The following is a 24,595-nucleotide window of genomic DNA, read 5'->3' as shown; positions in this document are numbered from 1 at the left end:
GCCGGCCATGAGGGCCGGCGTTGCGTATTCCTGTTTATCGTTTTGGACGTTTTTACCGCCAAAATATTGGCGCGATCATCCCGGTCAGTGCGCTGGCGCCGCGACTGCGGGTGCCTCGGCGCGTGCCTTGGCCACCTCTTCCTTGCTGATCTGGCCACCCGGGTTGCCCCAGCTGTTCAGCACGTAGGTCAGGATGTTCGCCACCTCGTCGTCATTGAGCTGGCTCATCGGCGGCATCACCGAGTCGTACTCGTGGCCGTTCACCGTGACCTTGCCGGTCAGGCCATGCGTCACGATCGTCATCGCCCGCTTCGGGTCGGCGGCCAGGAAGTCCGACTTGGCCAGCGGCGGGAACACGTTCGGCAGGCCTTCGCCGTTCGCCTGGTGGCACACCGAGCAGGTGCCGGTGAACAGCTGCTTGCCCGCCGCGATCTGTTCTGCCTTGGTCAGCGTGCCGGCCGCATGCGCCGTCGCCGCCGTGGTTACCGCCTTCAGGTTCGGCTCCGAGCGATCGCCCAGGTACACCGAGTCCACTTCCTTGCCCGAGTAGATCGTCTTGTCTTCCGGGCCGTCCACCTTCAGGATGCCCAGCGCGCCCTTGTTGAACGCGCGGAAGATCGAGTGGTCGACCAGCACGTAGCTGCCCGGCACGTCGGTGTGGAACTCCACCATCGCCGCGCCACCGGACGGGATCAGCGTGGTCTGCACGTTGTGCTGTGCCACCGTGCCGCCTTCGGGCTGCACCTTGTCGAAGATCTCGCCGATCACATGGAAGCTCGACACCAGGTTCGGTCCGCCGTTGCCCACGAACAGCCGCACCGTCTGGTTGGTCTTCGCGGTCAGTGCGTTGTCACCGGTCAGCGCGCCTTCCTTGCCGTTGAACAGCACATAGGTCGGGTGCTCGTCGATCGCCTTCTCCATGTCGAACGGCTGGTGGCCCTTCTGCCGGTACTTGCCGGTGGTGTAGAAGTCGCCCTGCATCACGTAGTACTCGTGGTCGACCTTCGGCAACCCTTCCGGCGGCTCGACCAGGATCAGCCCGTACATGCCGTTGGCAATGTGCATGCCCACCGGCGCAGTGGCGCAGTGGTACACGTAGATGCCCTGGTTCAGCGCCTTGAAGGTGAACCGCGATTCATGCCCCGGCGCGGTGAAGCTGGACGCCGCGCCGCCGCCCGGCCCGGTCACCCCGTGCAGGTCGATGTTGTGCGGCATCTTGCTGTCTGGCGCGTTCTTCAGGTGGAACTCCACCGTGTCGCCCTGGCGCACCCGGATGAAGCTGCCCGGCACCGTGCCGCCGAAGGTCCAGAACGTGTAGCTGACGCCTTCGGAGATCGGCATCTCCTTCTCGATCACCTCCAGCTCGACGATCACTTTCGCCGGGTAGTTGCGGTTGACCGGCGGCGGCACGTGCGGCGGGCTGGTCAGCACCGCGTGGATCGGCTCGCCCTGCGGCGGGCCGAAGTCGCCGTGGGTCGCGGCGATCGCGGCAGGGCTGGCGTCAGCCTCCCCCACCGGCGATATCGCGGACGGCTTGCCGGAGCATCCGGCAAGCGCCAGTGCGCCTGCCGCGGCAAGAACGAGGAACAACGAACGTGACATGGGTATCTCCCTGTGGTTTCTGCGTGCAGAGCCTAGGGAGACGTCGCAAATCGCGCTTGACGTATGTCATCTCTGCCGATGGAAAACGGCTGCTGCGTCAAGCCGCCACAGCTGCCGCGAAGGCGCTCAGTGCGCCAGCAGATTCTTGCCGATCTCGCGCAGCCTTTCGGGGTCGCGCAACAGCATTTCGCGCCCCTCCAGTTCGATCAGACCCTGCTGGCGGAAACGGCTGAGCACCCGGCTCACCGTCTCGGCCGCCAGCCGCAGGTAGTTGGCGATGTCGCCACGCGACATGCTGAGGTGGAAGCGCGTACCGGAGAAGCCGCGCTCCTCATAGCGTGCGGCGAGGTCGGTGAGAAAGGCCGCCATGCGCACGTCGGCGTTGTGGTCGCCAGCGAGCAGGGTGGCCATGCCCAGCTCCTTGCTGATCAGCCGGAACAGCCGCTGCTGCACCGCCGGCATGCGCGTGGCCAGCGCACTCATCGCGGGGAACGAGAAGCGACAGAAGTAGGCCGTGTCCAGTGCCACCGCATCGCACGGAAACTGATCCGGGTAGATCGCGTTGAGGCCGATCACTTCGCCGGGCAGGTAGAAACCGAGCACCTGCTCGCGTCCGGCGGAATCGACCATGCTGGTCTTCACCGTGCCGGCGCGCACCGCGAAGATCGAGCGGAACGGATCGCCGGTGCGGAAGATGTGCTCGCCGGCATGGAATGGTCCGACGTGCTCGACCAGGCAATGCAGCTCGACCAGCTCCGGCTTGCCGTAACCCTCCGCGATGCACGCCCCGGAGAATGCACAGGTGCGGCAGAAATGCGTCTCGTCGCCGTCGTCGGCGATCGGATTGGGTGGCTCGGGCAGGCGGCCTGCCGGATTGTCGTGACGCATGGGGAACCTGTGGGAATCGCGCGGATCGGATCAGGCCTGATGGCGCCAGGCCGTAGTCGGTACGCCAACGTACGGCGAAATATATCGCGATGATACGCAATGGTGGCGATTGCCGTGGGACGGTCGGTATGCCATGACGCCGCACCGGCGCATTCGTGCCCGTTTTTGCCCGGCACGAAAAGAACAAGGGCCGGCATCGCTGCCGGCCCTTGTCTGCATTTGGCGCCCGAAGTTGGACTCGAACCAACGACCCCCTGATTAACAGTCAAGTGCTCTAACCAGCTGAGCTATTCGGGCGTGAGCTGCGTAGTTTGCTGAGCGTGCGGCGAACTGTCAAGTTGCCGCGGAGCGGCCGCCACACTTTTTTTCAGGCGTTCAGCACCCGGTAGCACGGCTCGTATGCGGTGCCGCCGGGAAGCTTCATGCGATGCTGGTCGACGAACGCCTGCAGCAGCTTGTCCAGCGCGCGCATGATGTCCGCGTCGCCATCGATGACGAACGGGCCATCCCGCTCGATCGCCTGCACGCCCTCTTCTTTCACGTTGCCGGCGACGATGCCGGAAAATGCCCGGCGCAGGTCGGCCGCCAGCTCGTGCCGCGGACGGTCGTGATGGAGCTGCAGTGCGCGCATCGCCTCGTGAGTGGGGCGGAACGGCTGCTGGAACTCCAGCGGGATCTGCAGCGCCCAGTTGAAGAAGAACGCGTCCTTGGTGTCCAGGCGGTTGTGGCGCACCTTTTCGAGGCCCTTGATCATCGTGCGCGCCACCGTCTCCGGATCGTCCACGATGATCTGGTAGTGCCTGGCCACCTCGTCGCCCAGACTGAGCCGCAGGAAGCGGTCGATCTGCTCGAAATAGGCGGCCGACTGGCGCGGCCCGGTGAAGATCAGCGGGAACGGCGTGCTGGCGTTGTCCGGGTGCAGCAGGATGCCGAGCAGGTAGAGGATCTCCTCGGCCGTGCCGACGCCGCCGGGGAACACGATGATGCCGTGGCCCAGGCGCACGAACGCCTCCAGCCGCTTCTCGATGTCCGGCATGATCACCAGGTGGTTGACGATCGGGTTAGGCGACTCGGCGGCGATGATGCCCGGCTCGGTGATGCCGATGTAGCGGTTGTGCCGGCGCCGCTGCTTGGCGTGCGAGATGGTGGCGCCCTTCATCGGCCCCTTCATCGCGCCCGGGCCGCAGCCGGTGCAGATGTCCAGCCCGCGCAGGCCGAGCTGGTAGCCGACCAGCTTGGTGTAGTCGTACTCCTCGCGCGAGATCGAATGGCCGCCCCAGCACACCACCAGGTTCGGATCGACCTGCGGCTTGAGGATGCGCGCGTTGCGCAGGATCTCGAACACGCTCTGGGTCAGCGCGGCGGAAGCATCCAGGTCGAAGCCGATCTGTTCCAGCTGGGTCGATACGTACACGATGTCGCGCACCACCGCGACCAGCAGCTCGTTGATGCCGCGGATGATCTGGCCGTCCACGAACGCCTGCGACGGCGCGTTGGACAGCTCGATCTTCATGCCGCGATCCTGCTGCAGCACCTGGATGTCGAAATCCGGGTATTGCTCCAGAATCGCGCGCGGGTCATCGCTGATGTTGCCGGAGGTCAGCACTGCCAGCGCGCAGCGCCGCAGCAGTGCGTGCAGGCCCGAACCACTGGCGCCGCGCAGGCGCGCCACCTCGTTGCGGGAAAGGACGTCCAGGCCGCCGATCGGCGAGATGCGTGCGCTGACGGTGCCGGGTTTGCCGGCGCCGCCAGCCTGAAAATCGTTCATCCAGTCATTCTCCTGCCGCTGACGGCGTGGCTGCCTCATGCAGTGCCATGGCGGACCGCTTAGCTTCCCTTGCCAGGTGGGCATGGGTCAAGACAAGAAAAAACCGGCGCCCTCGCGGGCGCCGGTCGTAGGCCAAGCTGGTGACGGGCAATCAGAACGTGTACTTGACCGTCAGCAATACCGACCAGCGCTGGGCGAGATCGTCGCCGAAGTTCACGTAGGTCGGAATGGCCCGCGGCGCGTAGTTGCCGTTCCCGTCGGTGTAGTTGGCGCCGCTGATGTCGTAGATGTACTTGCCGGTGGCCGTGTCCACGCCATAGTAGTCGGCGAGGGCGCGGCCGCCCGGGAAGCCCACCCGCTTCTCGATGCCCCACTTCTTGTTCAGCAGGTTCGTGAAGTTGTAGACGTCGAGCTTGATGATGCCCTTGTTGCCCTTGAAGATGCCTGGGATCTCCTGGCTGAAGCTCAGGTCGATCTGGTTGATCCAGCCCGCGCGGTCACCGTTGCGACCGGCGATGCCGCCCTCGTGGTTCTTCAGGTAGTCGTTCTTCTGGATGTAGGCGTAGAACTGGTCGATCTTCTGCTGGCTGACGTTGGAGCGGAACTCCACCTCGCCCGCCTTCGGAATGTAGACCAGGTCGTTGGTCACGCCGTCGCCGTTGGCATCGTTGCCGAAGGCCCAGCTGTACGGCGCGGCGTTGTGGCCGTCGTAGAAGATGCTGGCGCTGGTGGCGTAGTCGCCGAAGAAGCGATGCTGCCAGTTCAGGCTGGCCATCACGCGGCGCGGGATCGAGTAGTTCGACGGGCTCGCCTTGTTCTCGCCCGGGTTGGTGATGTAGCTGTTGACGTAGTTCGAGCGGGCCACGCTGGACGTACCCGGGTTCACCTCGGTCGCACGGCTCCAGGTGAAGCCGATCATGCCCGACCAGTCTTCCGAGAACGGCTTCTTCAACGACAGCGCCAGGCTGTCCGCCTTGCCGCGGCTGGTGTCAGCCAGGTTGATGGTGCCGTCGGTGAACGACTTGTTGGCCAGGTAGCGGTTCGACTGTGCCTTGTTGCGCGGATCCAGCGCAATGTCCTTGTAGTAGCTGAAGCGGCCGTCCGGCAGCACGGCGGTCGGCGCGCCGGTGTTGTAGTTCTGGTACCAGATCGCGTCGCGCACCTTGATGTGCTCGTAGTCGGCGGTGGCGATCAGACCCCACCACGGCAGTTCCTTGTCGAAGCCCAGCGAGAACTTCCACACGCTCGGCAGGCGGAAGCCCGGCTCGATGGTGTTGACGGTCTGGGCACCGGTACCCGGCGTGCCGTCGTTCTGGTGGTACGGATCGGCACTGAACGCCGGCAGGTTGGTCTTGCAACCGGACTGGGTCGGGCCGCAATTGAACTGGGTCTGGGTGACGCCCGAGTTGGAGTAGATGTTGCCGAGCCAGACGGTGGGCGGATTGGAGATGAACAGGCCTGCGCCACCACGCAGCTGGGTCATCCGCTCGGTATCGAACGCGTAGTTGAACGACAGGCGCGGCTGGATCACGCGGTTGCCGTTGATGGTGGTCTGGTTGGTGCGGCCGAAGCCGCCCGTGGCTGGCGTGCCGGTGCGGGTGACCGGGTTGTAGCTGCCGGCCACCGGAGCCGCGGCAAACTTAGCGTTGTAGATCGGCTGGTCGCTGACCAGCGGAATGTCCACGCGCACGCCGTACTGCACCGACAAGTTGCTGTTCACCTGCCAGGTATCCTGCAGGAACACGCCCCACTGCTTCATCTTGAAGGCAGCGGCGACGTCGGCCTCGCTCAGGCCATCCGCCGGACGGTTGTAGCGGTACTGGTAGTAGTTGCCCGCCAGGAAGTTCTCCAGGCCAGTCTTGCCGTTGCCGTCCTCGAAGGTGTAGCTGCCGAAGGCGTTCTGCAGGAACAGGTTGTAGACGTCGTTGTGCTCGTAGTCGAAGCCGCCCTTGATCGTGTGGTCACCGGCGTAATAGGTGCCGGCCCAGGCGAAGTTCAGGGTCTTGGTCTTGAGCACGTTGGCCTGGCTGGAGTACTCGGTACCAAACTCCACAGAGGTGCCGTCGTTGAACGTGGTCGGGTACACCCGTACGTCGGGGCTCGCAACGCCGTTGTAGGGGCCGCGCAGCTGGTCGAACTTCGCATAAGACACCGTGGTGTCGGTGGAGAAGCTCGGCGACCAGTCGTCGTAGAAGTGCAGCGCGTAGCTCTTGCTGTCCACGTTGGTGGTGTACCAGCCGCTGGACAGCACCAGGTTGGTGTTGCTGCCGGTGATGACCGGCTTGGTTTCCTTGGTCTGGCTGTAGGTGAAGCTGGCGCGGTGGTTGTCGCTGATGTTCCAGTCGATCTTGCCGAGGTAGCGCTTGTCCTGCAGGTTGGTGTTGCCGCCGCCGTAGCTGCCCGGGTCAGCCAGGCCCAGCGACTTGGCGGCTGCGAGCACCTGCTGCACCTGCGACGAGGTCAGCCCGATGATCGGCGAGGAGGCATTGGAATCCTCCGGGCCATAGGGGCTGCCCGCCCCCACCTTCACGCTCTTTTCGGCGGAGAGGAAGAAGAACAGCTTGTCCTTGACGATCGGGCCACCTACCGTCGCGCCACCCGTCCACTGGCGATCGAACGCGGTGTACTTCGCGTCGTTCTCGTTCTTGCCGATCATGTTCTGGTTCTGGAATACGTAGTAGACCGAACCATGGAAATCGTTGGTGCCGCTCTTGGTGACGGCATTCACGTTGGCGCCCACGCCGCGGCGGATGGACGTGTCGTAGTTCGCCGTGGAGATGTTGTATTCCTCGATCGTGTCCTGCGAGATCGGTGTAGCCAGGGTCGGCAGGCCGTTCGCGTTCAGGCCGAATGGATCGTTCGCGCTGACCGAGTCCACCGTGATGTTGTTGTAGCGGCTGTTCTGGCCGATGGCCGAGAACTCGCCGCGTTCACGGTCGGTGACCACGATGCGCGGATCGAGGCGGACGATGTTCTGGATCGAACGGTCCGGCGCCGGCATGGCTTCGATTTCGCGCCGGGAAACGTTGGTCGAGATGCCCTTGTTGTCGGGGCTGAAGGTCTGCGCCAGGGTGCTGGCCGAGACCGTCACGCCGCTCAGCTCGGCGGCCTGCTGCGTACTGGCACCGGCCAGCGTGATGTTGATGGCCGATTCCTGGGCCAATTGCAGGTAAACGTTGTCGTGGTCGGCCTGCACGCCGTCCTTGCTGGCCTTCACGTCGAACGGGCCACCCACGCGCAGACCCTGCGCGGCATAGCGGCCGTTGCTGTCGGTGGTAACCATCTTGGTGGTGCCCGACGGCTCGTGCACGATCTGCACGGTGGCGCCGGCGACCGGCTGGCCGTTCGCGTCGAGCACGCGGCCGCTGATCGAGGAGGAGGTGTCCTGCGCGATGGCAGGCACCGACGCCGCCAGCAATGAGGCAATGGCAAACGGCAGGAGTTTGGCGCGAATTCGGCTGTTCATTCTTGATCGACCCTCAGGCTCGCAACGAAAAAACTCTTGAATTGAGGCCAAAAAGCCCGACCCGGCCCGGCGCATGCCAGGCGCAGCATCGACGCGATGCGTGACCCCGGTTGTGGTATTACCGCGACTCCATCAAACATGGAGCGCCAGGTTTCAGCTCGCCGGACCTTCCCGCCAGCGGCGATTGTTAAGCGATTTTAACGGCATTGTATGACACTTTCGTAACATCTTGCACGCCTGCAGTTGCCGCCACCCGCCCCTGGCCGGCCTCAGAACCTTTTGAATCAACCTGACGGATTCACGCCACGCTGCCCCGGCATTTCCCCCGCCGCATCACGATCCGCCACGCTGTGTGAGCCGGATCAGTCTCGCTTGCCGAGATAGCGTGCACGTTTCGCCGGCTTCAGGTTCGCCAGGTCGAGCATCACCAGGCCGTCCACGCAGCCGGAAAAATCCGGATCCTCGCCGAAGTCGAGGAACTGCACGCCGGCAGGCTCGACCAGGTCGACATACTGGCGGTACAGCACCGGCATGCTGACGCCGAGCGCATCCAGATGGTGTTTCAGCTGGCCCAGGCCGGCGGCGGCATCGAGCCCCTCCAGCGCCGCGCGCACGCCCTGCACCACTTCGGGCGAGACCACGAAAGGCTGACGTGCAGCGGCCAGTCCCGGCGCACCGAAATAGTGCTGGTGCGCCGCGGCGATCCACTCGCGCGCCTCGCGCGGCAGACTCACCGACATGCTGACCGGACCGAACAGGTAACGCAGCTCCGGATGCCGCTGCAGGTACAGGCCGATGCCCTGCCACAGCTGGTCCAGCGCGCGCGAACGCCAGTACGCCGGCGCGATGAAGCTGCGCCCCAGCTCCATCCCCTGCGCCAGCCGCGATTCCAGCGCCGGCGAATAGGAGAACAGGCTGGAGGTGTACAAGCCGGCCATGCCGCGTTCGGCGATCAGCCGGCCGCCATGGCCGAAGCGGTAGGCACCGACGATGCGTAGCGCCTGCGGGTCCCACAACACCAGATGCTCGTAGTGCGCATCGTAGGCATCCAGGTCGCGCCGGGCGCCGGTACCTTCGCCGACCTTGCGGAAGGTCAGCTCGCGCAGCCGGCCGATCTCGTGCATCACCGCGCTGTCAAGGCTGCCCCTGAACAGCCACGCCTGCTTGCCGTCACCGAGGTCAGCCAGTTTCTCGCTGTGCGCCAGTTCCGCCGCGACCCGATCGCTCGGTTCGGGCAACGCCAGTGGTGCCTGCCCGCCGAAGACCAGGCCGCGATGCTGGCCGACCCGGTAGACGTGCCGGCGCATCAGTTTCGCTGCCTGCTTCGGCGAGCTGTCGCTGCGCTGCGCGAGCTCCTCGGCGCTGACCAGGGCGCCGATGCTGAAGCCGATCCGCCGCTTGCCCGGCGCCACCGCCTCGCGCGGCAGCATCGCCGTGCTCAGCGGCTTGGCCAGCATCGACAGGCCGTAGAACATCGCCGAGTTGCGCGCCGAGACGTGCACCGGCAACACCGGCGCCTTGCTGCGCAACGACAGCCGCGCGAAGCCGTCCGACCAGCGGCCGTCGCGCACGCCGCCGGCGCGCACGCGTGACACTTCGCCGGCAGGAAACACGATCAGCGCCTCGCCGTTCTCCAGCGCGCGGTAGATGCCGCGCAGGCGCGAGGCGGCGCCCTTGCCGAACACGTCCACCGGCAGCAGCAGCTGGCCCAGTTGCGGTACCGTCGCCAGCCAGTCGTTGCCCAGAAAACGCACGTCGCGGCGTACCGAGCCGATCAGTTGCAGCAGTGCCAGCGCATCCTGCATGCCCAGCGGATGGTTGGCCACCACCAGCAGCGGGCCGTCGACCGGAATATTCTCGAGGTCGCCGGGATTGACGTGATGGGTGGTGCCGAGCACGTCCAGCACGCGATCGACGAAATCGAAGCCTTCGGCGGCTCCAACCCGGCCCAGTACGCGGTTGAAGCCGTCTTCGTCGGCCAGCCGCCCGAGCATGCCCGCCATCGGCCGGCGCAGACGCGGGTACTGCGCCAACCAGGGCACTCGGTCGACAAGAGACTGTTCGATGCTCAGCATGTCTGCCTCCTCGGGTTCCCCACCATCCTGCCGCCCGATTATGACAGCCGCACGATCATGCGAACCCTGCCCTGCGACAACAGGGCAAGGTCACCGTTTCAAACGTTCATGTGCAGGAACGCCGCCACGCCGGCCATGAACATCTGCACCGACAGTGCGATCAGCAGCATGCCCATCACGCGCTCCAGCGCCGTCAGCACACTTTCGCCCAGCCAGCGGAACAGATAGGTGGCGCTGAGCAGGATCAGCGAGCTGGCCAGCCACGCCAGCAGCAGCGCGATAGTCCAGTCGGCGGTGCGGCCGGGCTGGGTGTTGGTCAGCAGCAGCAACGCGGCCATGGCCGAAGGCCCGGCCACGCCGGGGATCGCCATCGGCACGATGAACGGTTCGCCGCCGCCGGACTTGCCGAAGATGCCGCTGCCGTCGGCCGGCGGAAACACCATGCGGATGCCGATCAGGAACAGCACGATGCCACCGGCGATGCTGATCGACTCCTGCTTCAGCTGCAGCAGCTTGAGGATGAACTGGCCACCGAACAGGAATGCCAGCAGCACGCCCAGTGCGATCAGCAACTCGCGCACCATGACATGGCGCCGCCGCTTCGGCGGCACGTTCTTCAACAGGCTCAGGAACAGCGGGATATTGCCCAGCGGGTCCATGATCAGGAACAGCAGGATGCCCGCCGACAATGTGGTCATCTGCGATTCCATCTCGACTCCCTTCTGGCTGGCGGCACGCTGTGGCGCCGCCGGATAAACCATCAATCTGCCCGCAGGTCCAGTACCGCGCCACGCGCTGGCGCGCCCTGCGCACTGAGCAGGTAGACCGCCGCCGCGGCCGCCGCATCCGGCAATGGCCGCTGCAGGATGTCTTCGCCGAAATAGGCCAGCTGCCGCAGCGCCGTGCGCATCGGCCCGGGCAGCATCGCATGGGTGCGCAACGGGCCGCCATCGGTTTCCTCGTGCAGGATCGCCACGAACCGTTCCAGTGCTGCCTTCGATGCGCCGTAAGCACCCCAGTGTGCACGCTGCAGCAATTCCGGATCGTCCAGCACGAACACCACGGCGCTGTCGCTGGCCTGGGTCAGCAGCGGCAGGCAGGCCTGGGTCAGCGCGAACGGCGCGTTCACGTTGACGTGCATCGCGCGCAGCCACGCGTCGGGCTTGTGCATCGTGATCGGGGTCAGGCCACCGAAACTGACGGCCGCATGCACGATGCCGTCGAGCCGACCGAAGTCGCGCTCCAGCCCTTCGGCCAGCGCGTCGTATTCGCGCGGCGTGGCCAGCTCCATGTCCAGCGGATGGATCACCGGCTCGGCCAGGCCTTCGGCCAGCATCGCGTCGTACAGCTGTTCCAGCTGGCGCTTGCGCTTGCCGGTGATCACCACCGTGGCGCCAGCGCGCGACACCGCACGCGCCACCGCGCCGCCGAGCCCGCCGTAGGCGCCGGTGACCAGCACCACGCGCTCGGCAAGGGTATCGGCGGCCGGCTGCCAGGCTGCGGGCCATCGTGAAACGGGCAGCGTCGTCAAGGCGCCACCCCGGCCACGTCGCTCGCCATGCGGGACAACTCGCCGGCAGCGTTCAGGTCCTCGATGATGTCGCAGCCGCCGATCAGCTCGCCCTGAATGAACAGCTGCGGAAAGGTCGGCCAGTTCGAGAAATGCGGCAGCGCCGCGCGGATCTGCGGGTCGGCCAGCACGTTCACCGCATGGAACACGGCGCCGGCGTCGGTCAGTGCCTTGGCCGCACGACTGGAAAAGCCGCACATCGGAAATTCGGGCGTGCCTTTCATGAAAAGCACGATGGGATGCGCGGCCAGCATCGCCTTGATTTGCTCGTTGATGTCCATAGCTCGGTGTTTCATCTTTACAATGCAGGCAGACCGATATTGTATCAGTCACCCGTCGGCTGCCGTCCGCTGCGTCGACACATCTCCCCCAGCCACCGCTAAGGAGCCTCATCATGGCGATCGAACTTCCTCCGCTGCCGTACGAAAAGAACGCACTGGAACCGCATATTTCCGCCGAAACGCTGGAGTATCACTACGGCAAGCACCACCAGGCCTACGTGACCAACCTCAACAAGCTGATCGAAGGCACCGAGTTCGCGAACGCGCCACTCGAGGAAATCATCAGGAAGTCGTCCGGCGGTGTGTTCAACAATGCCGCGCAGATCTGGAACCACACCTTCTACTGGAACTCGATGAGCCCGAAAGGCGGCGGCGCGCCGAGCGGCAAGCTGGCCGACGCGATCAACAAGGCGTTCGGCTCGTTCGACAAGTTCAAGGAAGAGTTCAGCAAGTCCGCCGCCGGCAACTTCGGCTCCGGCTGGACCTGGCTGGTGCAGCGCCCGGATGGCTCGCTCGGCATCGTCAACACCTCGAACGCGGCCACCCCGATCACCGGCAGCGACAAGCCGCTGTTCACCACCGACGTGTGGGAACACGCCTACTACATCGACTACCGCAACGCCCGCCCGAAGTACGTGGAAGCGTTCTGGAACCTGGTGAACTGGGAATTCGCGGCCGGCAACCTGGCCTGACCGGCTGCGGGCTGAAACAAGAACGGAGCCCTCGCGGCTCCGTTTTTTTGTGCCCCTGCCCGCGTCTGGCTCAACCCAGCTCCGGCAGCACCGGCGCCACTTGCGCCTCGCGCCCGAGCGCAGCGGCAATCCCGCCCAATCGTGCCGCCAGCTGGCGGGCATCCGGCGCGCACACCGTGGCATGGCCCACCTTGCGGCCCGGCCGGGCCTGCTTGCCGTAGTCGTGCCAGTGCGCATCGACCGCCTGCAGTACCGCCGAGGCATCGGGCAGCTCGCCGATCCAGTTGAACATCGCCGACATGCCGCGTGCACCGGTGTCGCCCAGCGGCAGGCCCAGAACCGCGCGCACGTGGTTCTCGAACTGGCTGGTGCGCGCGCCCTCGATGGTCCAGTGGCCGGAGTTGTGCACGCGCGGCGCCATCTCGTTGCCGAGCAACTCGCCGTCCTTGACGAACAGCTCCAGCGCGAACACGCCGACGTAACCCAGCCGCTCGGCCAGCGTGCGGGCCAGTGCGGTAGCGCGTGGCTGCAGCAGCTCGATGTCCGGCGCCGGCGCCAAGCTCATCGACAGCACGCCGTCGACATGCCAGTTGCGGGTCAGCGGCCAGGTGCGGAAATCGCCGTCGCGTCCGCGCACGGCAAGCACTGACAGCTCGCGCTCGAACGGCACGAACGCCTCCAGGATCAGGCCATGCTTCGCCGCCTGCGCGCCAAGCGCGGCCCACGCCGCATCGGCATCAGCCGGTTCGTGCAGCCGGAACTGGCCCTTGCCGTCGTAGCCGAGCCGGCGTGTCTTCAGGATTGCCGGCGCACCGACCGCGGCCAGCGCCTGGTCCAGTTGCTCGCGCGTGTCCACCGTCATGAAGTCCGGGGTGGGCAGGCCGCATTCACGGAACAGGGTTTTCTCGGCCAGCCGGTCCTGCGCCACCGCCAGCGCCTGCGGCGAGGGGAACACCGCCACCCGTTCGGCCAGCCAGCGCGCGGTCTCGGCCGGCACGTTCTCGAAATCGAAGGTGACCACGTCGACCCGGGCGGCAAACGCTTCCAGCGCGGTGTAGTCGGTCCAGTCGGCCACCACCAGCGGCGCGACCTGCCCCGCACAGGCGTCGGCGGCATTGTCCACCGCCAGCGTTTTCACACCCAGCGGCGCCGCCGCCAGCGCCAGCATGCGCGCCAGCTGGCCACCACCGAGTACGCCCAGCACGGGCTGCCGCCGCTCGCTCATTGCCGTGGGTCCGGTTGTTCGAGCACGGCCTGGGTCTGGCGTGCGCGCCAGTGATCCAGCGCTGCAGCCAGTGCCGGATCGTGCAGCGCCAGCACGGCGGCAGCCAGCAGGCCGGCGTTCACCGCGCCGGCACGGCCGATCGCCAGCGTGCCGACCGGGATGCCGGCCGGCATCTGCACGATCGACAGCAGCGAGTCCATCCCGTTCAGCGCCTTCGACTGCACCGGCACGCCGAACACCGGCAGACGGGTCTTCGCCGCCAGCATGCCGGGCAGGTGGGCCGCACCGCCGGCGCCGGCGATGATCACCTGGATCCCGCGCGCCGGTGCCTGTTCGGCGTAGTCGAACAGCAGGTCCGGGGTGCGATGGGCGGACACCACCTGCACCTCGTGTGCCACGCCCAGCTCGGTCAGCACGTTCGCCGCGTGCTGCATGGTTTCCCAGTCCGAACGCGAGCCCATCACGACGCCGACGCGTGGCGTTCTGCTTGTTCCTGTCATGGCCGGGCCGTCCAAAAACGGCTATTGTACGGGCTTTCCCCAGCCCGGCACACTCAAGCGATCCACCATGGACAAGCGCCTGCTCGACATCCTGTGCTGCCCGGTCAGCAAAATGCCCCTGCGCCCGCTGGGCAAGCACCAGCTCGATGCGCTGAACGAGGCCATCGGTGCAGGCAAGGTCGACACGGTGGCCGGTGCCGCCGTGCGCGAACGGATCGCCGAGGGCCTGATCACCACCGACCACAAGGTGATCTACCGGGTCGAGGACGGCATCCCGGTGATGTTGCCCGAGGAAGGCATCGGTACCGCCCAGCTGACCGGCTTCCCCGCGGCCTGAAGTCGCACCGGCGGCTTCCGGCGGCGCCCCGCGCATGACACGGACACCCGCTTTGCCTTATCGTCAACACCTGCGCGGCCCTAGCCGGACGGGACTGCGCATCGCAATGTTTCAGGGGTTTGGCGATGAACGAAGCCAGTGATCCATCCCGAGTCGTCGATCTGAACCAGCGCCTGGCCCCGGCCAGCGAGCGCGTCGGCGAACTGCTGGGTGCGGTGCGCAATATCGCCGGCAAGCGCTTGCAGCAATGGGTCGGCAATGCCTTCGAGCACGTCGACGACGCCCTTTTCGACCTGGCCGAAAAGGGCGAAAACAACGCCGCCCAGATGCACTACTTCGACGGCATGCGCGAAGTCCGCAAGCGCCGGCCGGCGGTTGAACGCAGCTTCCTGGGCGCGATCAACCGCAGCATCGGCGAACTGACCCACCCCCAGCAGTCGGCGAACCCGACGGCGCCGTTCGGCACGGCCGAGCTGACGCTGGTGGCCGACAACGAACTGGAAGAATCGCTGGCCATCACCAGCATGATCAGCAAGAACGAGGCGCGGCTGTCGCGCGACCTGTTCGCGGTCAACCAGCGGCTGTCGGTGATCTGCGGCGGCCGCAAGATCGAGGACTCCAGCAACCCGATGGCGCCGTCGATCCTGGCGCAGGCGTTCCGCCAGGCGCTGCATGAGCTCAACGCCGACATGCGGGTCAAGCTGATCATCTACAAGCTGTTCGACCGCTACGTGCTGTCGTCGCTGGAAGAGCTCTACCTGGAAATCAACACCGAGCTGATGCGCGCCGGCGTGCTGCCGCAACTGCGCCATGAAGTGCAGCGCGGCGACGCGAAAGCCGCCGGCCAGGCGGCCGCCGGAGCAACGGACGAGGCGGCCGGCGAGATCCCCAGCGATCTGCTGCAGACCTTGCATGCGCTGTTCAGCGCGCGCCGCGGCCCTGCTGTCGGCGACGCCGGCATGCATGCGTTGCCGAGCGGCCCGCTGCCGTCGGCGAACGAATTGCTGGGCGCGCTCAGCGTGCTGCAGAGCCAGATCGCCAGTGCCGGTCCCTTGCCGTACGCGCAGCCGGACGACGCCATTGCGCTCAGCCGCGAGGTGCTGCAGCTGAAGGGCCAGCTGCTCACCCAGCTTGGCGCGCTGCGCGGCGAGCGACCCAGCCACGTCGCCACCATCGATGAAGACACCATCGACCTGGTCGGCATGCTGTTCGAATTCATCCTGGAAGACCGCAACCTGCCAGTCGCGATGCAGGTGATGCTGGCGCGGCTGCAGATCCCCTACCTCAAGGCGGCGATCCTCGACCGCAAGCTGTTCGCGCACCGCCAGCATCCGGCGCGGCGGCTGCTGGACTGCCTGGCCGAGCAGGCCAAGGGCTGGTCGGAAGAGTCCGACCGCGACCGCCGCCTGCATGACAAGGTGAAGTCGACCGTCGACCAGCTGCTGCACGATTTCGACGACGACATGGGCATCTTCGAGCGACTTCTGCTCGACCTGCAGCAGTTCCAGGATCTCAACAAGCGCCGTTCCGAGCTGGCCGAGCAACGGGTGGCCGAATCCACCCGCGGCCGCGAGAAACTCGAACAGGCGCGCCGCCGCGCCGCCCGCGAGATCCTCGATCGCATCGGCGAACACAAGCTGCCGCCGCTGGTGCACGGCGTGCTGGCCCGCGCCTGGGCCAACCACCTCGTGCTGACCCTGCTGCGTCAGGGCGAGGCCTCGCCCGAGCTCAGGAGCGCGCTGCACTTCGTCGACGACTTCATCGCCAGCACCAAGCCGGCGACCACCCCGGAAAGCCGGCAGGCCCTGCGGCAGATGCTGCCCGGGATCGAGCGCGCTCTGCGCCAGGGCCTCGCCAACGTGGCATTCCAGGAACAGGACATCGAGCGCCTGCTGGGCCAGCTGCACACCTATTACCGGCAGCAGCTCGGCGAGGCGCTGGGCGCTGCCGAGGTGGTCACCGTCGAGGAGGATGCCGCGATGCTGGCAATCCCCGACAACATCCAGCCGGTCATCGACCATGACACCACGCCGCAACACCCCGTCGAGGAAGAGACTGTCGAAGCACCGCTGGACAGCCCGGAGTGGCACCAGGTGCAGGCACTGCAACCGGGTACCTGGCTGGAGTTCTGCCTGCCCGACGAAGCGATGACCCGCGCCAAGCTGTCGTGGATCAGCCCGATGAGCGGACGCTACCTGTTCGTCAACCGGCGCGGCCTGAAGGTGGCCGACTACTCGCCGCAGGAACTGACCGTGCTGCTCACCGACGGCCGGGCCCGCCTGCTCGCCGCCAACGCACTGTTCGACCGCGCGATGAGCGCCATCGTCGACAAGCTGAGCCATCCCGACGCTGCGCCAGCCACGGGTACGGCGGCCGAATGAGCGAGGCTTCGCCTTTCGCGGTGCCGGACGCCGCGCAGATCGCCATCGACATCGAACGCGCCTTCGCCGAGGACCTCGGCCCGGGCGATGCCACCGCGGGGCTGCTGCCGATCGACGCCAGGGCCCATGCCGAGCTGACCTGTCGCGATGCAGCGGTGATCGCCGGCACGCCGTGGTTCGACGCCTGCTTCCGCCGGCTCGATCCCGCCGTGCGGATCGACTGGCAGGCCCGCGACGGCGACCGGGTCACCCCCGGTTCGGTGATCTGCCGGTTGTCCGGACATGCCCGTTCGCTGGTCACCGCGGAGCGCTCGGCGCTGAACTTCCTGCAGCTGCTGTCCGCCACCGCCACGGCGACTGCCGAGTACGTCGCCGCCGTCGCCGGCACCGCGGTGCGTGTGCTGGATACCCGCAAGACCATTCCCGGCTTGCGCCTGGCGCAGAAGTACGCAGTGCGCTGCGGCGGCGGCCACAACCAGCGCATGGGCCTGTACGACGCGATCCTGATCAAGGAAAACCACATCATCGCCGCCGGCAGCATCGCCGCTGCCGTGCAGGCGGCGCGTCGGCTGCACCCGGACCTGCTGCTCGAAGTCGAGGTCGAGAACCTGGACGAACTGGAGCAGGCGCTGCAAGCCGGTGTGGACCGGATCATGCTCGACAATTTCGAGCTGGCGCAGATGCGCCAGGCGGTGCAGCACACCGCCGGCCGCGTGCCGCTGGAGGTGTCCGGCAACGTCGACCTGCGCACGATCGGCGACTATGCGCACACCGGCGTCGACTTCATCTCGGTCGGCGCATTGACCAAGCACGTGCGCGCCGTCGACCTGTCGCTGCGCCTGCAACTGGACTGAGCGCCAGCTTGCACCCGGTCGCCTGCGCCCACACACTGCAGGGATGAGCGACCTTTCCAATCTGTTGCTGCTGCTGGCGCTGGGTGCCATCGTGGGGCTGTGGCTGAAGCTCAGCGTGGCGCGCGAGCGCGCCGTGCAGGAAGCACGCCAGCAATGCCAGCAGCACGGCCTGCAACTGCTCGACGAAACCGTCGGCCTGCGCGGCGTGCGCCTGCGCCGCGTCAACGGCCTGCGCATGATCGAACGCTGCTACGGCTTCGAGGTCAGCATCGACGGCCACGACCGCGAGCCGGGCCGGCTGTGGATGATCGGCAACGCGCTGACGAGCCTGAGCCTGCCCACCATCGAGTTGCTGCCGCACGAGGAAGCCGCTGCACGAGCCCTGCCCGCGCCAACCGGCAACGTCGTGCCCTTGCGTCCTCGCCCGCGCACGGACGACCGGCTGAACTGAAACCCGGGGGACGCGCGCCACACTCTCGCAGTGCGCGCCAGCTACCTACTTGACCACCCGCAGGTGCGGCGCGCTGCGCTTCGGCTTGTCGCCGCCATCGTCCCCCGACACCGGCGTGGTGTCGTCGGGCCCGGGAGCGGACGGCGGCGTATCACCCCCCTCCTCTTCGGCCGGAAACATCATGCCCTGGCCGTTTTCCTGCGCATACAGCGCCAGTACCGCCTGCACCGGAATCTGGATGGTCTGGCTGACCCCGGAAAAGCGCGCCTGGAAGCTGATCCATTCGTTGCCCAGGTCGAGGTTCGCCACTGCACGCATGGCCAGGTTGAGCACCACCTGGCCGTTCTTGACCACCTGCGGCGGCACCCGCACGCCGGCGAAACCGGCATCGACCAGGATGTACGGGGTCAGGTGGTTGTCGCTGATCCAGTCGTAGATCGCCCGCAACAGGTACGGCCGATTGGAACTCATTGGTACAATTTCATTCTTGCTCATGGGCTTGCCGCATCGCCTTTTCCTGATCGGTCATGCTGCGCGCAAAACCCTGACTGTGGAACAACCGCTCGCCGTAATCGATGATCGGCTTGCCTTCGCGCCCCAGCTCCACGCCCAGCCACGGCAGCCGCCAGATCACCGGCGCCACCAGGCAGTCAGCCAGGCTCATTTCGGGGTTGAGGAAGAATTTGGCCGCCTTGAACAGCGGCACCGAAGACAACAAGTGCTCGCGCAGGCGTTTGCGCGCCGCGTCCGCCGGCCGGCCGCCGGCGCGGATGGTGTCCACTTCGGTCAGCCAGTCCTTCTCGATGCGCACTCCGGCCACCCGCAGGCGCGCCCGTGACTGCGGATCGATCGGCATCAGCGGCGGATGCGGATAACGCTCGTCGAGGTATTCGCAAACCACCGAGGTGTCGAACAGGGTCAGGTCGCGATCCACCAGCGTCGGCGTGCTGGCATAGGGATTGAGGTCGATCAGGTCCTCCGGCGGCCTGGCCGGATCCACCAGGACACGTTCGTAGCTGACGCCCTTGGCGGCCAGCACCAGTCGTGCACGATGGCATTGCACGTCATCGGCGGTGGTGTAGAGCGTCAATACGGTTCGCGAGCGAGCGCTTGGGACCATGCGCCATTCCCCCTCGGTGAGACGACTGCGGCGGCTCGTGGCCGCCGCAGTCGGATAATGCCATCCAGGCTGCTCAGTGGACGTCCTTCCAGTATTCCTTCTTCAGCATGGCGGCCAGCAAGGTGAAGAACGCCAGGAACAGCAGCACCCAGATGCCGTAATGATGGCGCTGCAGGGCAGCCGGCTCGGATGCGTATTCCAGGAAGGTCGTCAGGTCGCGGGTCGCCTGCTGGAACTGCGCCGGGGTCAGCTTGCCCGGTTGCGTCAGCACCAGCTTCTCCACCGCCGGATCCTCGCCGGCCTTCGCCGGCTTCATCTCCGCGGTCTGCAGGCCCTGCAGTTCCCACAGCGGGAACGGCATCGACGCGTTCGGGAACACCGTGTTGTTCCAGCCCACCGGACGGCTCGGGTCCAGGTAGAACGAGTTGAGGTAGGCGTAGACCCAGTCGGCACCCTTGGCGCGCACTTCCAGCGACAGGTCCGGCGGAGCCTTGCCGAACCACTTGGCGGCGTCGGCCTCCGGCATGTGCGAAACCACGGTCTCACCGAACTTGGCGCCGGTGAAGTTGAGGTTCTGCATCACGTCCTGCTCGGACAGGCCCAGGTCCGTGGCAATCCGCTCGTAACGCATGTACTTGAGCGAATGGCAGCCGACGCAGTAGTTGAAGAACAGCTTGGCGCCGCGCTGCAGCGAAGCCTGGTCCTGCACGTTGGTGCCGGCATGCGGCAACCCGCCGCCTTCCGCCGCCTGCGCCGGCACGCTGCCGACGATCAGGCCGAACGCCAGCGCTACCGGGAAGATGTATCGCTTCATTAGCCGCTGCCGCTTAGTCATGCGTCGTCACCCGTTCCGGAACCGGCTTGGTCTTTTCCCAGCCGAAGTATGTGTAGGCCCAAAGGAATGCGAAGAACCCGAAGTAGATCGCCGTCATCACGCGGCCGAACAGGTTCTCCCAGAACGTCACGTCGATGTTGCCAAACCAGACCGGCATCACCTCGGCGGTGATGCCCGCGCCCACCGCACCGAGCATGAAGAACGACAGCACGAACAGGCCCAGTCCTACCTTGAAACCGGTGCCGCGATAACGGATCGACTTGACCTTGCCACGATCCAGCCACGGCATCGCGAACAGCACGCCGATCGAGCCGAACATCGCGATCACGCCCCACACGGCCGAGCCGAGGAACGACGGGATCATGCGCACGATCGCGTAGAACGGGGTGAAGTACCATACCGGCTTGATGTGCGACGGCGTGGCCAGATTGTTCGCCGGGATGAAGTTGTCATGCTCCAGGAACCAGCCGCCGAAGGTCGGCGCGAAGAAGATGATGAAGGCCGCGATCAGCAGGAAGAAGCCCACACCGACCAGATCCTTCACCGTGTAGTACGGGTGGAACGGGATGCCGTCGGCCGGCTTCAGCGCATCCCAGCGGTTGCCCTTGGGACCCTTCTTGATCTCCACGCCGTCCGGGTTGTTCGAGCCCACCTCGTGCAGCGCAGCGATGTGCAGCACCACCAGCAGCAGCAGCACGAGCGGCAGCGCGATCACGTGCAGCGCGAAGAAGCGGTTCAGCGTGGCGTCGGCGGGCAGGAAGTCGCCCATGATCCACTCCACCAGCGTGCTGCCGATGTAGGGAATGGTGCCGAACAGCGAGATGATCACCTTGGCGCCCCAGAACGACATGTTGCCCCACGGCAGCACGTAGCCCATGAAGGCCTCGGCCATCAGCGCCAGGAAGATCAGCATGCCGAGCAGCCACACCAGCTCGCGCGGCTTCTTGTACGAGCCGTACATGATGCCGCGGAACATGTGCAGGAACACCACCACGAAGAACAGCGAGGCGCCGGTGGAGTGCATGTAGCGGATCAGCCAGCCCCACTCCACGTCACGCATGATGTATTCGACCGAGGCGAAGGCTCCCGCCGCGCTCGGGTTGTAGTTCATGGTGAGGAAGATGCCGGTGACGATCTGGTTGACCAGCACCAGCAGCGCCAGCGAACCGAAGTAGTACCAGAGGTTGAAGTTCTTCGGCGCGTAGTACTCGGTCATGTGCGCGCGGTACATCGGCATCATGCCGGGCGCACGTTCGTTGACCCAGTCGCCGATGCTCGTGAATACGTTGGCCATTAGCCAGCCTCCTTCGGATCCACGCCAATCTGGATGGTGCTGTCGTCGATGAAGTGGTACGGCGGCACCGGCAGGTTCTTCGGCGCCGGAACGCCCTGGAACACGCGACCGGCCAGGTCGTAGCGCGACTTGTGGCAGGGGCAGTAGAAGCCACCCTTCCAGTCCGGGTCGAACGGCTCGGGCTTGATCTCCGGCACGAAGTCGGGCACGCAGCCAAGGTGCGTGCAGATGCCCACGATCACCAGCCATTCCGGCTTGATCGAGCGGGCCTCGTTCTGTGCGTATTTCGGCTGCTGGCTGGCGGAGGCACCATCGGACTTGGGGTCCACCAGGCGCGAGTCGACCATCGGCAACGTATCAAGCTGTGCCTTGGTGCGGTTGAGCACGAACACCGGCAGGCTGCGCCACGACACGGTGAGCATCTGCCCCGCCTCGATCTTGGCCAGCGACTGGGTGACCGGAGCGCCAGCGGCCTTGGCGCGCGCGCTGGGTTCCCACGACTTGATGAAGGGCACAGCCGCCGACACGATTCCGATGCCACCAACCACCGCGGTGGTTGCTGTCAGAAAACGGCGGCGGCCATGATCGACGACTTCGTTCGCCATCAGGCTCTCCGGTACTTGCAATGTCATGCCAGGTGGGGTTTGGGACCCCGCAAAAATCGCGTTAGTGTAGCGTCAGGCCCCGCCCCGTACAATAAACCGCATCGCGGCGAAGTCCAGCCGCCGCAACACTCGCCACGATCGCCGGGACCTTTCCTTTCGACATGAAACATGCCGCCGGCACGCTCCTCTTCATTGCACGCTTCGCCATCCTCGGCCTGGCCGTGGCCTTCGTGGTCGGCCTGTTCTGGCCCGGCAGCGGCGAACATCTGCGCGAACGCTTCGGCCTGGGCGCGCCGGCGCCGTCCGCCGCCCCGGCCAACCCGTCCCATCCAGGCAGTGGGCCAGTCTCGTACGCCGACGCCGTGGCCGCCGCGGCGCCGTCGGTGGTCAACATCTACGCCAACAAGATCGTCACCGAGCAGGCCGTGCGAATGTACGACAACCCGGTGCTGCAGCAATTGTTCGGCGGCCAGCCCACCACCTTCCAGCACCGCGAGCAGACCCTTGGCTCCGGCGTCATCGTCAGCGCGCAGGGCCAGGGCTACGTGCTGACCAACAACCACGTGATCGCACACGCCGCCGACATCCAGGTGCTGCTGTACGACGGCCGCATCGCCAAGGCCAGCCTGGTCGGCGCGGACGAGGAATCCGACCTGGCGGTGCTGAAGATCGACGCCAGCAACCTGCCGGTGATCCGCATCGCCGGGCAGCCGCTGCGGCCCGGCGACGTGGTGCTGGCGATCGGCAACCCACTCGGCCTCAACCAGACCGTGACGATGGGCATCGTCAGCGCGATCGGCCGCCAGTTGAACAGTTCCAGCGCGGAGGATTTCATCCAGACCGACGCAGCCATCAACCTGGGCAATTCCGGCGGCGCACTGGTCAACGCGGAGGGCGAACTGGTCGGCATCAACACCTTGCTGATCGGCAAGGCCGCCGGTGCCGAGGGCATCGGCTTCGCGATCCCGGTGACCACGGCCAAGAAGGTGCTGGACCAGATCATCGCCACCGGCCACGTGGTGCGCGGCTGGCTCGGCGCCGACTACGCGTTCGTGCCGGTGGCCGCCAACAGCGGCCTGCCCGCGGCGGCGCGCGGCGCCCAGGTGACGGCGGTCTATCCCGGCAGCCCGGCCGCGCTGGCCGGCATCCGCCCGCGCGACATCCTGCTGCGCATCGGCACCGACGACATCCTTGACCCGGCCGACCTGCGCCGGCGCGAGGCGGCGATCAAGCCCGGCAGCACGGTGACGGTTTCCGGCCTGCGCAACGGCACCCCGTTCCACCTCGAAGTCACGCTCGTTCAGCGCCCGGCCATGAGCGCCGGCAGCATGCCGGACAGCTGACGGCTCAGCCCGGTCCGCGCGACGCCAGCGGCGGATGGATCGCCGCACCGTAGCGCTTGCGCAAGGTATCCACCCGCTCCACGTAGACCTGGGTCTCGGCATACGGCGGCACGCCCTTGTAACGTTGCACCGCACCGGGGCCGGCGTTGTAGGCGGCGGCGGCCAGCCGTTCATTGCCGTCGAAGTCGCGCAGCAGCAGGCCCAGGTAGCGCGCCCCGCCACGGATGTTCTGGTCCGAATTGAACGCGTCCAGTACACCCATGTCGCTGGCCGTGCCCGGCATCAGCTGCATCAGCCCCTGCGCGCCCTTGAGTGACAGCGCCCGTGGATTGAACGCGCTTTCGGCGTGGATGATCGCGCGCAGGAACGCCTCGTCGACGCCGTACTCCACACTGGCGGCGCGAATCGCGTCCGCATACGCAGTGAGGTTGAGCGACACGCTGCCCCAGCGGATCGTCGAATGCAGGTTGCATGCGGCGCAAGTGGCGATATAGGTGAACAGCATGGTCACCGCGCGTCCCTTGCCGCCGGCCGGCGCCAGGTTGGTGTACTCCACGCTGCCGTCCGCGCGCACGATGCGGTACACCGCGCCACGCAGGATCCGGTCTGCCGGGTTGTCCGCCGCCGGTGCGGCTGCGGCAACTGCCGGCGATTCGCGATAGTTCCACTGGCCCAGCTTGCCGGAGGCCGCCGAAGGCAGCTTCGCGCTGGTCACGGCCGAGCCCTGCACCGCCGCCAGCGAGGTCTGCTCCGCCTGGACCTCGCCGATGCGCCGCGCGCTGGTCTCGACCGTGCCGCGCACGCCGGTCAGCGAGATCGCTTCGGTACCGTCCGCCACCAGGCGGCGCGCTGTGGTTGCAGCCGAGCCGTCCACCCTGCCCAGCGACGCCCGGGGCGGCGCCCGACGCCGCGGCGAGGGTGCGGCATAGCTGCTGATCGCCTTGCAGCTGTGATAGCCGGCCTTGCTGCTGCTGAATACCGCCTCGCCGCTGGCGCCAGTGCACTGGTACAGCACGCCGGCCCGTGCCGCCGGCCACCACAGCAGGGCGCAGCCGAACGCGACCCCACAAAGGATCGAGCGTAGTGGGAAGCCCCCGGCAGGCCGATCGGCGCTTCCCCCTTGGCTTGCGACGCCGAACATGGGGCGCAGTGTGCCGCCATGCGCCGTCAACGCCAAGTGCGCACTTCTCATTCCATGGCCTTGGCAGAGCGGGCGCTGCCCGCCGGTTCGTGCGACACGGCCAGTCGAGGGTGGCGGGCGGCGCCCGCCCGGCAAAGCCTGCAAGTGCTTGATCTGGCAGGAGCACC

General features: G+C 66.5%; 22 protein-coding genes and 1 tRNA gene. 6 read left to right on the top strand and 17 right to left on the bottom strand.

Going from position 1 to position 24,595, the window contains the following annotated elements:
- Positions 1-84: 84 nt before the first annotated feature.
- The 9 genes from nirK to grxD all read right to left on the bottom strand — a co-directional run bounded on the left by nirK (position 85) and on the right by grxD (position 11,650).
- Positions 85-1,602, bottom strand: a complete 1,518-nt coding sequence (nirK, locus tag QQA13_RS04075; protein WP_108471023.1) for a copper-containing nitrite reductase — start codon at positions 1,600-1,602, stop codon at positions 85-87.
- Positions 1,603-1,728: 126 nt separating this feature from the next.
- Complete coding sequence (locus tag QQA13_RS04070) at positions 1,729-2,490, bottom strand: helix-turn-helix domain-containing protein (protein ID WP_108471022.1); 762 nt, start codon at positions 2,488-2,490, stop codon at positions 1,729-1,731.
- 220 nt (positions 2,491-2,710) lie between these two features.
- Positions 2,711-2,787, bottom strand: a tRNA-Asn gene (locus tag QQA13_RS04065).
- Positions 2,788-2,857: 70 nt separating this feature from the next.
- Positions 2,858-4,258: a nucleotide 5'-monophosphate nucleosidase PpnN gene (gene ppnN, locus QQA13_RS04060; protein WP_108471021.1), complete on the bottom strand. Its 1,401-nt coding sequence runs from the start codon at positions 4,256-4,258 to the stop codon at positions 2,858-2,860.
- A 151-nt stretch (positions 4,259-4,409) separates the two neighbouring features.
- Positions 4,410-7,724, bottom strand: a complete 3,315-nt coding sequence (locus tag QQA13_RS04055) for a TonB-dependent receptor (RefSeq protein ID WP_108471020.1) — start codon at positions 7,722-7,724, stop codon at positions 4,410-4,412.
- 362 nt (positions 7,725-8,086) lie between these two features.
- A complete protein-coding gene (locus tag QQA13_RS04050) occupies positions 8,087-9,799 on the bottom strand; it encodes a lysophospholipid acyltransferase family protein (protein WP_108471019.1) in 1,713 nt (570 codons plus the stop codon).
- A 98-nt stretch (positions 9,800-9,897) separates the two neighbouring features.
- Positions 9,898-10,497, bottom strand: a complete 600-nt coding sequence (locus QQA13_RS04045) for a YhgN family NAAT transporter (RefSeq protein ID WP_108471174.1) — start codon at positions 10,495-10,497, stop codon at positions 9,898-9,900.
- Positions 10,498-10,559: 62 nt separating this feature from the next.
- Complete coding sequence (locus QQA13_RS04040) at positions 10,560-11,330, bottom strand: SDR family NAD(P)-dependent oxidoreductase (protein WP_108471018.1); 771 nt, start codon at positions 11,328-11,330, stop codon at positions 10,560-10,562.
- Positions 11,327-11,650, bottom strand: coding sequence for a Grx4 family monothiol glutaredoxin (gene grxD / locus QQA13_RS04035; RefSeq protein WP_108471017.1), 324 nt, complete (start codon positions 11,648-11,650; stop codon positions 11,327-11,329). Before grxD ends, QQA13_RS04040 begins: the two co-directional genes overlap by 4 nt.
- 113 nt (positions 11,651-11,763) lie before the next feature.
- Between grxD and QQA13_RS04030 the strand changes: the two genes are divergently transcribed.
- A complete protein-coding gene (locus tag QQA13_RS04030) occupies positions 11,764-12,342 on the top strand; it encodes a superoxide dismutase (RefSeq protein WP_108471016.1) in 579 nt (192 codons plus the stop codon).
- A gap of 70 nt (positions 12,343-12,412) precedes the next feature.
- Here the strand turns inward: QQA13_RS04030 and QQA13_RS04025 are convergent, their stop codons facing one another.
- Complete coding sequence (locus QQA13_RS04025) at positions 12,413-13,567, bottom strand: 5-(carboxyamino)imidazole ribonucleotide synthase (protein ID WP_108471015.1); 1,155 nt, start codon at positions 13,565-13,567, stop codon at positions 12,413-12,415.
- Positions 13,564-14,067: a 5-(carboxyamino)imidazole ribonucleotide mutase gene (gene purE, locus QQA13_RS04020; RefSeq protein ID WP_108471014.1), complete on the bottom strand. Its 504-nt coding sequence runs from the start codon at positions 14,065-14,067 to the stop codon at positions 13,564-13,566. Before purE ends, QQA13_RS04025 begins: the two co-directional genes overlap by 4 nt.
- A gap of 67 nt (positions 14,068-14,134) precedes the next feature.
- Between purE and QQA13_RS04015 the strand changes: the two genes are divergently transcribed.
- From QQA13_RS04015 to QQA13_RS04000, 4 genes are all read left to right on the top strand, one after another.
- Entirely contained in the window at positions 14,135-14,404 is a 270-nt protein-coding gene (locus QQA13_RS04015) for a Trm112 family protein (protein WP_108471013.1), read from the top strand.
- A 125-nt stretch (positions 14,405-14,529) separates the two neighbouring features.
- Positions 14,530-16,785: a DUF1631 domain-containing protein gene (locus QQA13_RS04010; protein ID WP_108471012.1), complete on the top strand. Its 2,256-nt coding sequence runs from the start codon at positions 14,530-14,532 to the stop codon at positions 16,783-16,785.
- The gene (nadC, locus tag QQA13_RS04005; protein WP_108471011.1) at positions 16,782-17,639 is read left to right on the top strand and encodes a carboxylating nicotinate-nucleotide diphosphorylase; all 858 of its coding nucleotides are present in this window, start codon (positions 16,782-16,784) and stop codon (positions 17,637-17,639) included. The genes QQA13_RS04010 and nadC overlap by 4 nt, the downstream gene beginning before the upstream one ends.
- Positions 17,640-17,682: 43 nt before the next feature.
- On the top strand, positions 17,683-18,090 hold the full coding sequence (locus QQA13_RS04000) for a DUF3301 domain-containing protein (RefSeq protein WP_108471010.1): 408 nt from the start codon (positions 17,683-17,685) through the stop codon (positions 18,088-18,090).
- A 45-nt stretch (positions 18,091-18,135) separates the two neighbouring features.
- On the opposite strand, the gene QQA13_RS03995 is transcribed toward QQA13_RS04000, so the two are convergent.
- From QQA13_RS03995 to petA, 5 genes are all read right to left on the bottom strand, one after another.
- Positions 18,136-18,561: a ClpXP protease specificity-enhancing factor gene (locus QQA13_RS03995; protein ID WP_428992321.1), complete on the bottom strand. Its 426-nt coding sequence runs from the start codon at positions 18,559-18,561 to the stop codon at positions 18,136-18,138.
- Between the two features lie 10 nt (positions 18,562-18,571).
- Positions 18,572-19,210: a glutathione S-transferase N-terminal domain-containing protein gene (locus QQA13_RS03990; protein ID WP_108471008.1), complete on the bottom strand. Its 639-nt coding sequence runs from the start codon at positions 19,208-19,210 to the stop codon at positions 18,572-18,574.
- Positions 19,211-19,283: 73 nt separating this feature from the next.
- A complete protein-coding gene (locus tag QQA13_RS03985; protein WP_108471007.1) occupies positions 19,284-20,024 on the bottom strand; it encodes a cytochrome c1 in 741 nt (246 codons plus the stop codon).
- A gap of 13 nt (positions 20,025-20,037) precedes the next feature.
- Positions 20,038-21,339 carry a cytochrome b gene (locus QQA13_RS03980; protein WP_108471006.1) on the bottom strand — a complete coding sequence of 434 codons (1,302 nt, stop codon included), beginning with the start codon at positions 21,337-21,339 and terminating at the stop codon, positions 20,038-20,040.
- Complete coding sequence (petA, locus tag QQA13_RS03975; protein WP_108471005.1) at positions 21,339-21,944, bottom strand: ubiquinol-cytochrome c reductase iron-sulfur subunit; 606 nt, start codon at positions 21,942-21,944, stop codon at positions 21,339-21,341. Before petA ends, QQA13_RS03980 begins: the two co-directional genes overlap by 1 nt.
- A 161-nt stretch (positions 21,945-22,105) precedes the next feature.
- On the opposite strand from petA, the gene QQA13_RS03970 reads away from it, so the two are divergent.
- Positions 22,106-23,287 (top strand): S1C family serine protease, encoded by a 1,182-nt coding sequence (locus QQA13_RS03970; protein ID WP_108471004.1) that lies wholly within the window; start codon positions 22,106-22,108, stop codon positions 23,285-23,287.
- A gap of 4 nt (positions 23,288-23,291) precedes the next feature.
- Here QQA13_RS03970 and QQA13_RS03965 read toward each other — a convergent pair whose 3' ends face one another.
- Positions 23,292-24,428 (bottom strand): lytic transglycosylase domain-containing protein, encoded by a 1,137-nt coding sequence (locus QQA13_RS03965; protein ID WP_108471003.1) that lies wholly within the window; start codon positions 24,426-24,428, stop codon positions 23,292-23,294.
- Positions 24,429-24,595 lie beyond the last annotated feature (167 nt).

It is taken from the genome of Rhodanobacter thiooxydans (assembly GCF_030291135.1).
GTDB lineage: Bacteria > Pseudomonadota > Gammaproteobacteria > Xanthomonadales > Rhodanobacteraceae > Rhodanobacter > Rhodanobacter thiooxydans_A.
The sequence above is the reverse complement of the archived record's forward strand: the minus strand, read 5'-3'. Positions and strand labels throughout refer to the sequence as shown.

Excerpts from the sequence above, each read along its gene's own strand:
- nadC (WP_108471011.1), top strand. The coding sequence starts at position 16,782 with ATGAGCGAGGCTTCGCCTTTCGCGGTGCCGGACGCCGCGCAGATCGCC.
- purE (WP_108471014.1), bottom strand. The coding sequence starts at position 14,067 with ATGACAGGAACAAGCAGAACGCCACGCGTCGGCGTCGTGATGGGCTCG.
- ppnN (WP_108471021.1), bottom strand. The coding sequence starts at position 4,258 with ATGAACGATTTTCAGGCTGGCGGCGCCGGCAAACCCGGCACCGTCAGC.
- QQA13_RS04045 (WP_108471174.1), bottom strand. The coding sequence starts at position 10,497 with ATGACCACATTGTCGGCGGGCATCCTGCTGTTCCTGATCATGGACCCG.
- QQA13_RS04025 (WP_108471015.1), bottom strand. The coding sequence starts at position 13,567 with ATGAGCGAGCGGCGGCAGCCCGTGCTGGGCGTACTCGGTGGTGGCCAG.
- QQA13_RS04010 (WP_108471012.1), top strand. The coding sequence starts at position 14,530 with ATGAACGAAGCCAGTGATCCATCCCGAGTCGTCGATCTGAACCAGCGC.
- QQA13_RS04050 (WP_108471019.1), bottom strand. The coding sequence starts at position 9,799 with ATGCTGAGCATCGAACAGTCTCTTGTCGACCGAGTGCCCTGGTTGGCG.
- QQA13_RS03970 (WP_108471004.1), top strand. The coding sequence starts at position 22,106 with ATGAAACATGCCGCCGGCACGCTCCTCTTCATTGCACGCTTCGCCATC.
- QQA13_RS03995 (WP_428992321.1), bottom strand. The coding sequence starts at position 18,561 with ATGAGTTCCAATCGGCCGTACCTGTTGCGGGCGATCTACGACTGGATC.
- QQA13_RS04055 (WP_108471020.1), bottom strand. The coding sequence starts at position 7,724 with ATGAACAGCCGAATTCGCGCCAAACTCCTGCCGTTTGCCATTGCCTCA.
- petA (WP_108471005.1), bottom strand. The coding sequence starts at position 21,944 with ATGGCGAACGAAGTCGTCGATCATGGCCGCCGCCGTTTTCTGACAGCA.
- QQA13_RS03965 (WP_108471003.1), bottom strand. The coding sequence starts at position 24,428 with ATGTTCGGCGTCGCAAGCCAAGGGGGAAGCGCCGATCGGCCTGCCGGG.
- QQA13_RS04070 (WP_108471022.1), bottom strand. The coding sequence starts at position 2,490 with ATGCGTCACGACAATCCGGCAGGCCGCCTGCCCGAGCCACCCAATCCG.
- QQA13_RS03990 (WP_108471008.1), bottom strand. The coding sequence starts at position 19,210 with ATGGTCCCAAGCGCTCGCTCGCGAACCGTATTGACGCTCTACACCACC.
- QQA13_RS04000 (WP_108471010.1), top strand. The coding sequence starts at position 17,683 with ATGAGCGACCTTTCCAATCTGTTGCTGCTGCTGGCGCTGGGTGCCATC.
- QQA13_RS04015 (WP_108471013.1), top strand. The coding sequence starts at position 14,135 with ATGGACAAGCGCCTGCTCGACATCCTGTGCTGCCCGGTCAGCAAAATG.
- QQA13_RS03980 (WP_108471006.1), bottom strand. The coding sequence starts at position 21,339 with ATGGCCAACGTATTCACGAGCATCGGCGACTGGGTCAACGAACGTGCG.
- QQA13_RS03985 (WP_108471007.1), bottom strand. The coding sequence starts at position 20,024 with ATGAAGCGATACATCTTCCCGGTAGCGCTGGCGTTCGGCCTGATCGTC.
- grxD (WP_108471017.1), bottom strand. The coding sequence starts at position 11,650 with ATGGACATCAACGAGCAAATCAAGGCGATGCTGGCCGCGCATCCCATC.
- nirK (WP_108471023.1), bottom strand. The coding sequence starts at position 1,602 with ATGTCACGTTCGTTGTTCCTCGTTCTTGCCGCGGCAGGCGCACTGGCG.
- QQA13_RS04030 (WP_108471016.1), top strand. The coding sequence starts at position 11,764 with ATGGCGATCGAACTTCCTCCGCTGCCGTACGAAAAGAACGCACTGGAA.